At 62.5% G+C, this 14,053-nt stretch carries 11 protein-coding genes; 3 read left to right on the top strand and 8 right to left on the bottom strand.

Translation table 11 applies throughout. The features are described from left to right. Positions 1-102 precede the first annotated feature (102 nt). Together Q1B40_RS04830 and Q1B40_RS04825 are read right to left on the bottom strand one after the other, a co-directional pair. Complete coding sequence (locus Q1B40_RS04830) at positions 103-1,500, bottom strand: sigma-54 dependent transcriptional regulator (protein WP_299810818.1); 1,398 nt, start codon at positions 1,498-1,500, stop codon at positions 103-105. Beyond that, entirely contained in the window at positions 1,497-3,284 is a 1,788-nt protein-coding gene (locus Q1B40_RS04825; RefSeq protein WP_299810816.1) for an ATP-binding protein, read from the bottom strand. The genes Q1B40_RS04830 and Q1B40_RS04825 overlap by 4 nt, the downstream gene beginning before the upstream one ends. Before the next feature lie 142 nt (positions 3,285-3,426). On the opposite strand from Q1B40_RS04825, the gene Q1B40_RS04820 reads away from it, so the two are divergent. Together Q1B40_RS04820 and Q1B40_RS04815 are read left to right on the top strand one after the other, a co-directional pair. Beyond that, the gene (locus Q1B40_RS04820; protein ID WP_299810813.1) at positions 3,427-4,260 is read left to right on the top strand and encodes a universal stress protein; all 834 of its coding nucleotides are present in this window, start codon (positions 3,427-3,429) and stop codon (positions 4,258-4,260) included. 171 nt (positions 4,261-4,431) lie between these two features. After that, a complete protein-coding gene (locus Q1B40_RS04815; RefSeq protein WP_299810810.1) occupies positions 4,432-7,161 on the top strand; it encodes a bifunctional acetate--CoA ligase family protein/GNAT family N-acetyltransferase in 2,730 nt (909 codons plus the stop codon). A gap of 65 nt (positions 7,162-7,226) precedes the next feature. Here the strand turns inward: Q1B40_RS04815 and Q1B40_RS04810 are convergent, their stop codons facing one another. The 3 genes from Q1B40_RS04810 to Q1B40_RS04800 all read right to left on the bottom strand — a co-directional run bounded on the left by Q1B40_RS04810 (position 7,227) and on the right by Q1B40_RS04800 (position 10,070). Further along, a complete protein-coding gene (locus Q1B40_RS04810) occupies positions 7,227-8,894 on the bottom strand; it encodes a thiamine pyrophosphate-binding protein (protein WP_299810807.1) in 1,668 nt (555 codons plus the stop codon). A gap of 210 nt (positions 8,895-9,104) precedes the next feature. Continuing rightward, positions 9,105-9,563 (bottom strand): Hsp20/alpha crystallin family protein, encoded by a 459-nt coding sequence (locus Q1B40_RS04805; protein WP_299810804.1) that lies wholly within the window; start codon positions 9,561-9,563, stop codon positions 9,105-9,107. Between the two features lie 126 nt (positions 9,564-9,689). Beyond that, positions 9,690-10,070, bottom strand: a complete 381-nt coding sequence (locus tag Q1B40_RS04800) for a hypothetical protein (RefSeq protein ID WP_299810802.1) — start codon at positions 10,068-10,070, stop codon at positions 9,690-9,692. Positions 10,071-10,197: 127 nt separating this feature from the next. Here Q1B40_RS04800 and Q1B40_RS04795 point away from each other — a divergent pair, with 127 nt between their 5' ends. After that, on the top strand, positions 10,198-11,766 hold the full coding sequence (locus Q1B40_RS04795) for a bifunctional aminoglycoside phosphotransferase/ATP-binding protein (RefSeq protein WP_299810799.1): 1,569 nt from the start codon (positions 10,198-10,200) through the stop codon (positions 11,764-11,766). A gap of 20 nt (positions 11,767-11,786) precedes the next feature. Here the strand turns inward: Q1B40_RS04795 and Q1B40_RS04790 are convergent, their stop codons facing one another. The 3 genes from Q1B40_RS04790 to Q1B40_RS04780 form a co-directional block, all read right to left on the bottom strand. Further along, entirely contained in the window at positions 11,787-12,107 is a 321-nt protein-coding gene (locus Q1B40_RS04790; protein ID WP_299810796.1) for an AzlD family protein, read from the bottom strand. Continuing rightward, on the bottom strand, positions 12,100-12,801 hold the full coding sequence (locus tag Q1B40_RS04785; protein WP_299810793.1) for an AzlC family ABC transporter permease: 702 nt from the start codon (positions 12,799-12,801) through the stop codon (positions 12,100-12,102). The genes Q1B40_RS04790 and Q1B40_RS04785 overlap by 8 nt, the downstream gene beginning before the upstream one ends. 135 nt (positions 12,802-12,936) lie before the next feature. Then, the gene (locus Q1B40_RS04780) at positions 12,937-13,764 is read right to left on the bottom strand and encodes a sulfite exporter TauE/SafE family protein (RefSeq protein ID WP_299810789.1); all 828 of its coding nucleotides are present in this window, start codon (positions 13,762-13,764) and stop codon (positions 12,937-12,939) included. Positions 13,765-14,053 lie beyond the last annotated feature (289 nt).

The following is a 14,053-nucleotide window of genomic DNA, read 5'->3' as shown; positions in this document are numbered from 1 at the left end:
ACCTCGGCAAGATCTTGCTTGCGCACGCCCGCCATCGGCAAGATTCCGCCGAAGGCTATACCGGGTCCCACGTCCGGATTATCGCCTGGCAGACGCTTCCGCTCAGGTCTCTGTCGTGTCCGCAAGGCCAGTCCGCTCCCGGCTCAGGCCCAATCGGGTCATTTTTTCGTTCAGGGTCCTGCGCGGCAGATTGAGTTCGCCCATGACTTCCTGAATGCGGCCGCCATGCCGGCGCAGGGAACCTTCGATCAGGTTACGCTCATAGGCATCCATGAGGTCCTTCAACCCGCCTGCCGCGGGAAGCGCACCGGTGTCGTGCCGGCCCGTCACCAGTGCCTCGAGCGGCTGCGGACTGACCGGCGCGTTCAGCACGAACCGTTCGGCCGCGTTGCGCAGTTCACGCACGTTGCCGGGCCAGGCATAGGTCAGCAGAAAAGCCTCGTCGCGGGCGCTCGCGGCGGGCGCATCGAGGCCATAACGGGCCGCGAAGCGGTTGACGAACGTGTCGAACAGAAGCAGGGCATCGCGGCCCCGTTCGCGCAATGGCGGCACCCGTAGCTCGATCGCATTCACGCGGAACAGCAGATCCTCGCGCAGGCGACCCGACCGGACGGCTTCCCCCGGGTCCAGATTGGCGGCGCTGACCAGACGGATATCGACATCCACCGGCTGTGTGCCCCCGATCCGGTCGACCTTCTTCTCCTGCAGGACCCGCAACAGTTTCGGTTGCAGGGGCAAGGGCATTGAAACGATCTCGTCGAGGAACAGAACACCGCCGTCCGCGGCCTCAATCCTGCCGACCCTGCGGCGGTCCGCGCCCGTGAAGGCGCCTGCCTCGTGACCGAACAGTTCGGCTTCCACCATGGCTTCCGGCAGCGCCGCCGTGTTGATGGCCACGAACGGTCCATCCTTGCGCGGACTGAAGTCGTACAGCGCCTGCGCGATGACTTCCTTTCCGGTGCCGGTCTCGCCGACGATCAGCACGGCGGCGTCCGTCGCCGCGAAATGCAGGACCTGCCGCCGCAGCGCCTCCATCGCCGGACTGGCTCCGAGCAACCGGCTTTCCAGGCCGGCGCTGTCTGTAAGCTGCATCCTGAGGGCGCGGTTTTCCATCACCAGCATCCGCTTGTCGCAGGCCCGGCGGACCACATCGGCGATATGATCGGGATCGAAAGGCTTTTCGACGAAGTCATAAGCGCCGGCCCGCATAGCCTCCACCGCCATCGGCACGTCACCGTGGCCGGTGATCAGCACCACCGGCAAATCGGCGTCCAGTTGTGCGATCCTCCGCAGCAGCGACATGCCGTCTTCACCGTCGAGCATGACGTCCGTGACCACGCAACCGGTGAAGTCCCGCGACAGGCGGTTCAGGGCCTCATCCGGTGTCGCGACTTCCCGGGTCTCGAACCCGGCCAGCCGGATCCATTGCCTGAGTGCCGCCCGCATGGACGGATCATCGTCGACGATCAGGACGGGCACTTTGGCAGGATGATCTGTCATTCAGCGGCTTCGGATTTCAGTTCCGGCAATGGGCCGTGCCCGGCAATCCCGACGGTAAGCGCAGGCAGGCGAAGTTCGAACACCGCTCCTTTAGGCATGTTCGCACGCACTGACAAGCCGCCGCCCAGATCCTCTGCAAGACGGATCGAGATCGCCAGGCCGAGCCCCATGCCATCGGAACTGGCCTTGGTTGAGAAGAATGGATCGAAGATCCGCTCGCGCAAATCGTCCGGAATGCCCGGGCCGTTGTCGGAAATCTTGAGGATCACCTGCCCCTCCGGCCGTGCCGCCGTCAGCCTGACCGTGCCGTCTTCCTCTGCGGCCGCCGCATCTGCACCGTTGCGCAGAAGGTTGACGAGGATCTGCTCAATCCTGAGCGGCGCCGTTTCAACCTCCAGCGGGGTGTCCGGAAGATCGAGTTCAAGCGTGACGCCTGTCTCCTCGAAACGCGGCCGTACGATCTTTTCCGCGACCCGGACACTTTCCCTGAGATCGATTTTTTCGATCCGGCTTTCCCTCGGACGGGCAAAGCGCTTGAGCTCCTGGGTCAGGGAGGCCATGCGCATCTGCAGGGAATCGATTTCATCGAGATTTTCGGCAGCCGTGGCCGTGTCGCCCTTTTCAAGGAACTTGCGCGTGCCGGCAACGAACATCCGCAGGGCCGACAACGGCTGGCTGAGTTCATGCACGACCGCCGCGGACATCTCGCCGACGGCGGCCAGCCTGTTCGACCGGGCGAGGCCGCGCTGAGCCTCCAGCAGTTCCCGTTCCACCCGTCGGCGTTCCTGAATCTCGTCCACCAGACGAGTGTTCAATTCCTTCAGGCTCGCCGATTCCCGACGCAGCAAGACGGACGCCTTGCGCAAGCGCCGGCCGCGCAGCATCAGCACGATGATGGCATAGAGGAGGCATAGCGTGATGGCCGCGGCCCAGATGGGCAGGACACTCTTGCGCGCTTCCTCCACCGGCACCAGAAAGTGCAGCGTCCAGCCGAGCAGGCCGACTTGCGCGGAATTGTGGCGGTAGGCCTTCCCCTCGATGCGTAACTGTTCCATCGACCGGCCGGACGTGTCGCCGACGGGTGCAAGACTCTGCCCGGCATACTGGCGTGTCGCCTCGATGGCGCTGCGCACCTCACCGGGCAGCGTGTCAAGCGTGCGGTAGCGCCAGTCCGGCTGGCTCGACAGGAAAATCACGCCGTTGCTGTCGGAGGCAAACACGGTTTCACCACCCTCCGCCCAGGCTTCTTCCAGCGGCCCCATATCGACCTTGACGACGGCGACGCCCTTCGGCTCTCCGGTGACCGGCGTCGGCCGGGCCAGAAACAGCCCCGGCTCACCCAATGTGGCGCCGATTGCGAAGAACCGGCCCTCCTCGCCCATGATCGCAGACTTGAAATAGGGCCGGAACCCATAGTTGCGCCCGACCAGGGACAGCTCGTCACGCCAGTTGCTTGCCGCCAGCGTCGTGCCCTCCGCGTTCATCACGTAAAGCAGCCCGGCGCCGGAATTCTCAGCCATTTCCTCCAGGAACCGGTTGGCGCTTTCGACCGGCTGGCCGAAAGCGAGCGCCGCCGTCGCTCTCGGATCCCGCGCGATCATGTAGGGCAGGTACCGGTATTTCTTGTACTCGCCCAGAATGGTCTGACGGTACAGCGTCAGACGTTCGGCCGCCTTGCGGTCAATGCTGTCCTCGTCCAGCTCCAGAAAAAGCTGAACCAGCACAAAGGCGGTGGCCACGAACGCCAGGGGCGGCAGCGCCAGATAAAACCAGCGTTTCGACATGGCTCCATATTGCGCATTTTTTTGGTTCCCGCCACCCGAACCCGAATTGCCATTGATACGAGTCAAGGATCATGGGTTGCGTGTTCTCTAGAATTTTGACAAGGCTGGTCGATATCGGTGTTTCCAGCCGTAGGAGAGATAAATGCCTATCAAAGATATTTTGACCGTCTTGGATCTTGCCGGCGACCAGCCGGCCGCCAAATACGCCTTGGAATTCGGCCGCACACACGACGCTCATGTCACAGGTCTTGCGGTGTCGTTCGAACCAGTAGTCCCCGCCTTCGCGGCGGCGCCGATGCCCGTCGATTATCTGCAGGCCGCGCACGAGCAAGCTGTTGCCGCAGCGAATGAGTCCAAGAAACAGTTTGACGAACTCGCCAGACTGGCCGGAACGAAAAACGAAAGCCGCATGGCGGAAATCCTGACGGGTGGCCCGCTGGAAAACGTCCTCGCCCATTGCCGTCCGACCGACCTCGTGGTCATCGGCCAGGCCAATCCGGACATTCCAGAGCCGATGCGGGAATTGCTGATCGAAACCGTCCTGTTCGAAAGCGGCGTGCCGGTTCTGATCGTGCCTTATATCGGCAGCGAGGCGTATCAGCCGAAAAAGGTTCTGGTCGGCTGGGACGGCAGTTCCACTGCAACCCGCGCCATTCACGCCGCCCTGCCGGTGCTGGAGAAGGCGGACGACATCACCGTGCTCGTGATCGAGAAGAAGGCAACGCCGGAGAACGGCCAGCCGGGTGCCGATGTGGCCAATTATCTCGCCCGCCACAACATGAATGTGACGATCGAGGTCGTTACAAACCCCCAGACCGGTGTTGCGGATGCTGTTCTGAACCACGTTTCAGACAACGGCAACGACCTGGTGGTGATGGGCGGCTACGGGCACAGCCGGATGCGGGAATTCCTGTTCGGCGGCGCTACGCGGGAGATCCTGGAAGCCATGACGGTTCCGGTTCTGATGGCGCACTAGAGCACCTTCACCAGATGATCCGATGTCTGGAGGATGTGCTCCAGACATCGGACCTTCCAAAAACCCGCGGGACCAAGGCAATCCGGGCCCGCGGGTATTTTTGTCTCCAAGTTGTCCTGAAACTTGACTACGTTTGGTATCGTCTCCGGCTTTTTCGAAAGGACCGCCGTCGTGACCATTCGCAATATCGAAGGCTTCTTCGCACCGCGTTCCATTGCCATCCTTGGTCCATGCCGACACCCGGGCGTGCTTACGGACAAGCTGATCGATTGCCTCAGGGACATCGAGACCGGACACGGCGTGACGCTTGTGGGCTTCGATCAGGACGTCCCGTTCCAGGGCGTAAAAGCCGAACGGCTGGACGACCTGGAGGCGATGCCGGACCTGGCCATCTATCTCGCCGCGGCCGAGGCGTTGCCGGAAACGATCGGAAAGCTCGGTGCCGGCGGCACCCGTGCGGTCCTCATTCCCTCGCCCGGCTTTGAAGTCTGGCCTGACGACCTGATGCAGGCCTGCCGCGACGCAGCCAGAAAATTCAATCTTCGCTTGATCGGCCCCGGCAGTCTCGGGCTGGCGGTCCCTGCAAGCGGGCTGAACGCGCTGTTGAGCGCCGAACGGCCCGACACGGGGGATATCGCGTTCTTCTCCCGGTCGGGTGCCGTGCTCAATGCAACGCTCTCCTGGGCCAAAACCCACAACGCCGGCTTCTCCGCGGTCGTCTCCCTCGGCGCGCGCATCGACGTGGATGTGGGTGACCTGATCGACTATTTCGCCCAGGACTACCGGACCCGGTCGATCATGCTCCATGTGGAAGGCATCGCCTTTCCCCGGAAATTCATTTCGGCAGCGCGGGCAGCCGCACGCAGCAAACCCGTTATTGTCATCCGCTCCGGCAAAAGCCGCGACACCGGCGGAACAGGACTGACCCATGCCGGCCGCCTCGCCGGGACTGACATGGTCTATGAAGCGGTCTTCCGCAGAACCGGTCTGCTTCGGGTGAATGATCTGGATGAAATGTTCGAAGCGCTGCAGACCCTCTCAAATGTGCGCATTCCGCGCTGTGAGACGCTTGCGGTGATCGCCAGCGGCCGCAGCCTTGCGAGCCTTGCGATCGACCGTCTCATCGACCTCGGCGGTCACTTCGCGGACCTTGGCGCCGACACGCGCGAAACGCTTGCCGGTCTGAGCCGCAGCTACACCGATCTGAACGTGACCCCGGCCGCGGGTGGAACCATCGTGCTGCGCGAGAATGTTTCCCCGGAAGACATCACCACCGCCATTACGACCGTCCTGAAGGACCCGGCGGTCGACGGGGCGCTCGTGCTGCAGGCCGCCAGCGCCTTTCAATCATTGTCCACCATCGCCGGAGCGATCACCGAGGCAGCCGCAATCGAGCGTAAACGTACCGGCCGGCGCAAGGCGCTGGTTGCCGGTCTCATCGGTGCGGACGAAGGGATCAGGTCGCAACTGTCACAAGCCAGGATCCCCAACTACGGCAGTCCCGCCGAAGCAGCCCGTAGCCTCATGCATCTGGCCCATGATGCCAAGGCCCGCAAGTTCCTCATGGCTGCGCCGCCAAGCCTGCCGACAACCTTCACGCCGGACGTCGCCCGCGCCCGCGGCATCGTCGACAAGGCGCTCGCCGAAGACCGCAGCTGGCTCAGTCCGCCGGAAGTCTGCGCCGTCCTTGAAGCCTATGAACTGCCCATCATCGAAACGGCCGTGGCAGCCACCGCGGAGGAGGCCGCCGCCCTTTCGAAGCCGTTTTTCGCAACCTCCAGACACTGCGTCGCCAAGCTGATCTCTCCGGACCTGCCGTTCAAGTCGCGCATCGACGGCGTCCGGCTCGGACTGGAGAGCCCCGATGCCGTCAGGGACGCTGCAACCGAACTGATCGCCAAGACCCGCAAGGACTACCCTCAGGCCCGGATCGCAGGAATTTCCGTCCACCCGATGCTGGAAGACCGGCACGGGCTGGAGCTTTACATGGGTCTTGCCGAGACGCCGGAGTTCGGACCGGTGCTGGTTTTCGGCCAGGGCGGAACGTCCATCGAGGAAAGCCGGGATATCGCCCTGGAACTGCCGCCCCTTGATCTGAATCTTGCCGAAGCGCAGATCGAGCGCACGCAGATCGCGCGACTGCTGAGCGGTGGCCCTTCCCGCCCGGCGCTGGACAAGGCGGCACTTTCCCAGGCGCTGGTCAAGCTCTCGCAAATCACCATCGATATCCCGGAAATTCTAGAGCTGGACATCAACCCAATGGTCTCGCTTCCCAGCGGACTGATCGCCCTCGATGCCCGCATGACCCTGTGCCATCCGGAAAAGCGCCCGGGCCGCACCGGCAGCTCCCGCCTGGCAATCACGCCCTATCCGCAGGAATGGGAACAGAAACAGACGCTGAAGGACGGAAGCGAGATCTTCATACGCCCGGTGCGGCCTGAAGACGAGGACTTGTTCAAGACCTTTTTCGAAGCCGTCACGCCGGAAGATCTGCGCCTGCGGTTCTTCGCGCCGGTGCGCGACTTCAGCCACCGTTTTCTCGCCCGGCTGACCCAGCTCGATTATGCCAGGTCCATCGCCTTCGCGGCTCTCGATCCGGATGACGGATCCCTGCTCGGTGTGGTGCGCCTGCACGCCGACCCGGATCATCAGACCGGCGAATATGCGATCATGGTACGGTCCGACCTCAAGGGCGTGGGGCTTGGATGGATGCTGATGAAACTCATCATCCGCTATGCAAAGGCCGACGGCATCGCAACGATCAAGGGCGAAGTCCTGAAGGACAACACCCAGATGATCTCCATGTGCCGAAACCTCGGCTTCAACGTCGGCACTTCACCGGACGATCCCGGCATTGCACTGGTCACCCTGCCTGTCGCGGACCTGCCGGAAGACGCCTGAACTTACCAGACGACGGCTTGCGGATCAGCTTTGCACCGGAAGCCCGCGAGGTTTGGCGACGGGCCTCAGCTTCGTTTTTCCGCCGCCGCGCGAATTTCGGACAGGGATGCCGACGGGGTGAGCGCTTCGGGATCCAGCTTCAGATGGAGAACGGCAGGAAGCTTGGCGGCGCGGGCGCGCTCGAACGCAGGACCGAACGCGTCTGTCGTCTCGACAGTTTCACCGAAAGCGCCATAGCTGCGGGCGAGCGCGGCGAAGTCCGGATTCACCAGCCGTGTCGCGGAAGGTCGTCCGGGATAATTGCGTTCCTGATGCATGCGGATGGTGCCGTACATGCCGTTGTCGATGGCCAGAACGATGATGTTCGCACCTTCCTGGCAGGCGGTGCCGAATTCCTGCAGGGTCATCTGCAGGCAACCGTCGCCGGCGAAACAGATCACTTCCCGATCGGGAAACGCCAGTTTGGCGGCAACGGCCGCCGGCAGCCCGTAGCCCATCGATCCGGAAGTCGGAGCCGCCTGCGTACCAAAGCGGCGGAAGCGGTGGAACCGGTGTAGCCAGGTGGCGTAATTGCCTGCGCCGTTGGTGCAGATGGCATCCTCTGCGAGATTGCCCTCCAGCCAGTCCATGACACCCGCCATCTGCAGGTTGCCGGGCGTTTCCGGACGGGCGCCGGACCAGTCCAGGTAGTCCTGATGGGCCCTAGCGGCTTCGCCCGTGCCCTTGATCTCGTTCGGTGGCTGCAATCCCTCCGCCGCCTTGCAGAACGCGGTCGCACTGGCGTGGATCGCCAGAGCCGGACGGTAGACGCGGCCAAGTTCCTCGGCATCGGCGTGAACATGCACGAGCTGCTGCGCCGGAGCCGGGATATCGAACAGCGAATAGGACTGGCTCGGCATTTCAGAGAGCCGCCCGCCAACCAGCAGAACCAGGTCGGATGCCTTTACCCGCGCCAGCAGCTTCGGGTTGATGCCGATGCCGACATCGCCGGCATAATTTCCGTGCAGGTTGTCGAACAGCATCTGGCGGCGGAAGGAGCAGGCGACGGGCAGGTCGAAGCGCTCGGCAAATCGGGTGAAAGCGGCAACGGCATCTTCCGACCAGCGGCTGCCTCCCAGGATTGCTATCGGTCGCTCCGCCGCCCAGAGCCGCTTCTGCAAGTCGGCCATTTGAGTCAGGCCGGGATGGGTCTCCACCTGGCTCCAGGCCGGCGGCTGGGGAGCTGCTGCCATTTCCGTCAGCATGTCTTCCGGCAAGGCCAGCACGACCGGTCCCGGACGGCCGGAGGTCGCGACGTGATAGGCGCGGGAAATGAACTCGGGAACGCGGTCGGCATGGTCGATCTCCGCGACCCATTTGGCGATGCCGCCGAACATCTGCCGGTAGTCGATCTCCTGAAAGGCTTCCCGCTCGCGCATGCTGCGGTCGATCTGGCCGACGAAGAGGATCATCGGCGTGGAATCCTGAGCAGCGACATGTACGCCGGCGGAGGCATTGGTTGCCCCCGGCCCGCGCGTGACCATGCAGATGCCCGGTTTGCCCGTCAGCTTGCCGTGGGCATCGGCCATCATCGCCGCGCCACCTTCCTGACGGCACACGGTAACCGGGATGGACGCGTCGTAGAGCGCGTCGAGGACCGCCAGATAGCTCTCGCCCGGCACGCAGAACACCCGTTCCGCCCCGTGCAGCTCAAGCGCTTCCACCAACAATTCACCGCCGGTCTTCTGGTCCATGTCCCGCTTCCTGATCGAAAAATTCACTGATCATTCTATAGCGTATGGAAGACCGGCCTGTCAGAGGCCGTATCCAGATTAATTGGCAATGACTTCATTCCGGTGTGGAAGAAACGCCGTCAGCTGTGCGGACCAAGACGCGAAAACCGGGTGCCGGTTTCCCGGCGCCCGGTTTTCCCGACACGCTTCTCGGTCAGGAACTCCCGGTTATCAAGCCTTGCGCTTGACTTCGATCTTGTGGGGCTGAGGACCGGCGTCTTCCGGACGCGGCAGCGTGACCGTCAGCACCCCGTTTTCCATATGGGCCTCGATGCCCTCTTTCTTCGGTGCGAAAGGCAGTGTCATGACCCTGCGGAATGACCCGAAGCTGCGTTCGCTTACGTGCCGGTCCTTTTCATCGACTGTCTTTTCTTCGTGCTTCTCGCCCTTGAGGGTCAAGGTGCGGTCGGAGACCGAGACATCGATGTCCTTTTCCGCCACGCCCGGCAACTCGGCCGTGAGTTCCAGGCCTGTTTCGGTTTCCGCCACATTGATCGACGGAAAGCTGCCAAAGGGGCTCCCCGCCGGGAGTTTGCGCCCGAAATCCTCGAACAGTTTGTCCATCTCCTTGTGAAGGGAGAAGACAGGACTGCTCTGGTCATTCCAAAGAGAAGGTATCAACGAACTCATTTCAACGTCCTCCAATTTGCCTACGGTTTGCAAACGAAGTGCCTCGGGCACTTCATGACCGATCAAGCCTTTCGCCTTCGGGGGCACAATGTGAAGACGGGTTGATCGGCCTCCACGCGGAGACGGTCAGATTGCCTGGACCGTCACCACCTGGAACGTGTGCAATTCACCGTCCTCGTCCTTGATGGAGACATATTCACCCGGATTGAAGGCATGCGCGCCGAAGCGGTAGCCGGCTTCGTCGTCATCCTCGCCGTCAATGTCGTAGTGAAAGGCCCAGGACCCGCCCGGGCGGTGAATCAGATGGCCGATTTCCTCTTCCTCGCCGCCCCAGAACCGGCGCACACGGCAATGATCGCGTTCTTTTTTCCAGAGCGCGGCGTCGATATGGCCGGTTTCATCCAGCGGAGCGGTAAACTCGTAGCCATGGCGTGCCGAGCCTTGCGGGAATTCTTTCGTTCTGGCCAGGTTCAGCCTGATCTTTTTCAAAGCAGGGTGGTCGCCCATGGTTTCTTCCTTTGCTGACATTTCGGAGTATTTGTGCCACATCGCTGTCATGTCACATTGAGAAGGATCAAACCAGCACAGACGCTCATGGGGCACAGTCTTCCCGCCATCAGCAGAAGGACAAATCATGGCTCCGGCCCGTTCTCAGGACGCAGTCCTGAAATTTCTGGAAACCCTGCCTTCGGACGATCCCGGACGTGACAGCGTCAAGCGGATCGACACCCACGCCAACATTGTCTTTCTGACCGGCAGCAAGGCCTACAAGGTCAAACGGGAGGTCAGGTTCCCGTTTCTGGACTACTCGACGCTGGCACTGCGCGAAGAAGCCTGCCGCGCGGAAATCACCTGCAACAGGGACAATGCCCCGCAGATCTACCGGAGGGCCCTGCCGATTACCCTCGAAGCCGACGGCCGGCTGATGCTGGATGGCGCGGGAGATCCGGTGGAGTGGGCCGTGGAAATGAACCGGTTCGACCGAAGCGACGAACTGGATGTCATGGCGGAAAAAGGACCCTTTTCCGACGATCTGTCCGACAGTCTCGCCGAGATGATGGTGACAGCCCATGCAGCGGCACCCGTGCGCCGCGGCGCCGGGTTCCACGATGAACTGGCATCTTATGTCGAGCAGAACGAAGCGGCCTTTCACGAATTTCCGGACCTGTTCGCAAGCGAGGACGTGCGCCATTTGAGCGAAACGTCGCGGTCGGTGCTGTCTTCGCTTCGTGAGCTGATCCTGAAACGGGGCGATCATGGCCTGGTGCGGCGATGTCACGGCGATGCCCATCTGCGCAATATCGTCCTGATCGATGCCAGGCCGGTCCTGTTCGACGCGGTCGAGTTCTCCGATGCCATCGCCACCGGGGACGTCCTTTACGATCTCGCCTTCCTGCTGATGGATCTGTGGGAGCGCGGCCAGCGCCGCGCCGCCAACCGGGTCTTCAACCGTTACCTGGACAAGACCCGGCTGGACGAACACCCGGACGGTCTGGCGGCCCTGCCCTTTTATCTGATGATGCGCGCGGCGATCCGCTCCAAGATCGCGGCCAGTGCCGCCCTCAGCCAGAAGGACCCGAAGCAGAGGGACATCCAGCGGCAGCAGGCGCGCGCCTATTTCAAATACGCGCTTTCCTTCCTGGATCCCTCAGAGCCGCGTCTGGTTGCCATCGGGGGGCTGTCCGGCACCGGCAAAACCACTCTGGCCTACAGTCTCGCCCCCTCGATCGGTCACGCCCCTGGCGCGAGGGTGCTGCGCACGGACGTAATGCGCAAACTGCTGCTGAATATTCCCGAGACCGGCAAGGCGCCTGCGGAAGCCTACACACAGGAGGCAAGCGACCGGGTTTATCAGACCCTCGACGAAACGATCCGGGCGGTGCTGGCTGCCGGTCATTCTGCCATCTTCGATGCGGTGTTTGCCGCGCAGGACGAGCGGGAACGGATCGAGGCAATCGCTCAGCACGTTGAAGCCGGATTCACCGGACTGTGGCTGACCGCCCCGGCCACAACGCTCAAGGCCCGGGTTGCCGGGCGCGAGGGCGATGCCTCGGATGCCACCACGGATGTCGTCGACAAACAGCTTGGCTACGACCTCGGCCAGATGACCTGGACCGAAATCGATGCGGGCGGCGGCATGGACGACACCACTCAGCTTGCGCGCGCCTCGCTCGGTTTGAAAGACTGGAGCATGTCGCGTTGAATTGATTTCAGAAAGTCGCGCTAAAGCCCTGCCGCTCTCAGCCCGGCGGCAGCCGCGGCGGCGGCGAAGACCGCGATATATTCCTTGCGCATCCGCACCTGGACGGCGGTCGCCACGACAAGGCAGAGGCCGACGGCAAGGCCGCCCTGCAGCACGATCGGCAACACGGTCGAAACGATGATCGCTCCGGGCAGGGATTCCAGCCCCCGGCGCACCCTTGGCGTAATCGGCAGCCGGCCCATGACCCAGTAGCCGCCGGCTCTCAGCGCATAGGTGAACATGGCCATGCAGACCACGGCCAGAACAAACATCCTGTCGGCTGAAAAAGCGGCGTCAGTCATCGAGATACGCTCCCGCGAACGCACCGGCGAGCGCACCGGTGAAGATGCTCCAGTAGCCACCGACAAGGTACCAGGTCAGAGTTGCGACAACGCCCGCCGCCAGCCAGCTCACAGTCTGGCGCTTTCCCTTCCAGAGCGGGACCAGAAGCGCGGCAAAAAACGCCGGCAGGACCACATCCAGTCCGAAGGCCTTGGGATCGGCAATCAGGCTGCCGGCAAAATATCCAGGGATGACCGCAAGCGACCACACCGACCAGACGATCAGTCCGCTGCCGAGATAAATGCCCCAGTCCCGTTCCCCCTTGCCATATTCGGACAGCGCCAGAAGCCAATTGAGATCGGTGAGGAGATACAAGGCCGGGTAGGACTGATAGGCCGGAACCCTGCCCAGCCATGGCCGCAGGCTTGCGCCAATCAGAAGCATGCGCATGTTGACGGCGCCGGTGACCCCGACCATGGCGACAAGTGTGCCCCAGGTGAGCGGATCGCCGTAGACTTCCATGGCGACGAACTGGCTGGCGCCGGCAAAGACCAGCGAATTCATCAACAGCGTTTCAAGGAAGGTCAGCCCCTTTTGCGCCGCCACCGTGCCGAATACGGCGCCAAGCGCGATGATGCCGGGAAAGACCGGAACGCACATCATAGCACCGCGCACGCAGCCCTTGAGGCTGAGGGTGACATCTTTCTCAGGCATTGGTGTCCATGAATTGAGAAGACCGCAGCAGAGCGGCGACGAGATTTTGCATTATTCCCCGAAACTTCGCTCCGGACCAATGAAACCTTTTGATGCTCCCATCAGCGATTCTTTGGTCAGATCCCGTCGCGTCTCTCAGAAAAGAGCGCCGTAGATCATGCGCACACCGGTGATACCAAGGAACAGCGCGAAGACCAGCTTGAGTTTGGACGCGTCGATGGCGTGGGCAATCTTGGCGCCGAGGGGTGCCGTCAGAGTGGATACGGGAATGATCAGCAACAGACCGATCAGATTGACATAGCCGAGCGACAGCGGCGGGCGGCCTTCGACACCCCAGCCGAAATAGATCGACAGCAAGGTTCCGGGCACTGCGATGATCAGGCCGATGGCCGCAGCGGTGCCGACCGCCTTGTGGATCGGATAGTTGAACAGGGAGAGTGTCGGCACGCCGAGCGTTCCGCCGCCAATGCCCATCATCACCGAGATGCCGCCGATGAGGAAACCGAGCACCTCCTTCAGGGGACTGCCCGGAAGGCTCTCGGCCAGAGCGGAGCCGTTCTTGCGGAACAACATGTTGGCGGAGACGGCCAGAGCGACGACGCCGAAGACGAGTGTCAGTGCACCACCGGAAATGTTGCCCGCCAGGGTTCCGCCGGCAATGACGCCCAAAGCGATCGCCCACCACCAGCGCTTCAACAGCTCCATGTCGACGCTGCCGCGTTTGTAATGGGCGCGGGCGGAAGACGCTCCCGTTCCCAGGATCGTCGCAAGCGATGTTCCGACCGCCACATGCATCAGCACCGACGAGTCGATCTTCAGCGCGGTGAACATGTAGAAGAGCACCGGAACGATGACGATCCCGCCGCCAACGCCGAGCAGTCCCGCGATGATCCCCGCCACAAGGCCGGTTGCCAGAAGGGCGCCGGCCAGGAGGCCAAGGGAGAGTAGGCTGAGATCTTCCACGCTGAAATCCTTGTTCCCGGCGGTTCCATGCAAGTCCGGCACGCCAAATTCACTGCTTCAGCGCTTAGCCCAGCGCGCGGGATTTTTCCAGCCGTGTTTGCGGGCAATCGGTTTCCCGGCTTGTCAAATTTCTGATGCGGAGTCGTTCTTCTGCGCGGTTTCCCGGCCGTACGGGGCCTGCGGGACGATGCGGGACCGGGAGACACGGATGCGTTTCGGCGGATTAAAAAGGCTTTCACCGCAACGCAAGAGCGCAGGACTGCAGTCCTGCATCCTATAGAGGATTGGC

It is taken from the genome of uncultured Roseibium sp., assembly GCF_947496995.1.
Taxonomy (GTDB): domain Bacteria; phylum Pseudomonadota; class Alphaproteobacteria; order Rhizobiales; family Stappiaceae; genus Roseibium.
This window is presented reverse-complemented; position numbering and strand designations above follow the sequence as displayed.

Excerpts from the sequence above, each read along its gene's own strand:
- Q1B40_RS04830 (WP_299810818.1), bottom strand. The coding sequence starts at position 1,500 with ATGACAGATCATCCTGCCAAAGTGCCCGTCCTGATCGTCGACGATGAT.
- Q1B40_RS04825 (WP_299810816.1), bottom strand. The coding sequence starts at position 3,284 with ATGTCGAAACGCTGGTTTTATCTGGCGCTGCCGCCCCTGGCGTTCGTG.
- Q1B40_RS04820 (WP_299810813.1), top strand. The coding sequence starts at position 3,427 with ATGCCTATCAAAGATATTTTGACCGTCTTGGATCTTGCCGGCGACCAG.
- Q1B40_RS04810 (WP_299810807.1), bottom strand. The coding sequence starts at position 8,894 with ATGGACCAGAAGACCGGCGGTGAATTGTTGGTGGAAGCGCTTGAGCTG.
- Q1B40_RS04805 (WP_299810804.1), bottom strand. The coding sequence starts at position 9,563 with ATGAGTTCGTTGATACCTTCTCTTTGGAATGACCAGAGCAGTCCTGTC.
- Q1B40_RS04800 (WP_299810802.1), bottom strand. The coding sequence starts at position 10,070 with ATGGGCGACCACCCTGCTTTGAAAAAGATCAGGCTGAACCTGGCCAGA.
- Q1B40_RS04795 (WP_299810799.1), top strand. The coding sequence starts at position 10,198 with ATGGCTCCGGCCCGTTCTCAGGACGCAGTCCTGAAATTTCTGGAAACC.
- Q1B40_RS04790 (WP_299810796.1), bottom strand. The coding sequence starts at position 12,107 with ATGACTGACGCCGCTTTTTCAGCCGACAGGATGTTTGTTCTGGCCGTG.
- Q1B40_RS04785 (WP_299810793.1), bottom strand. The coding sequence starts at position 12,801 with ATGCCTGAGAAAGATGTCACCCTCAGCCTCAAGGGCTGCGTGCGCGGT.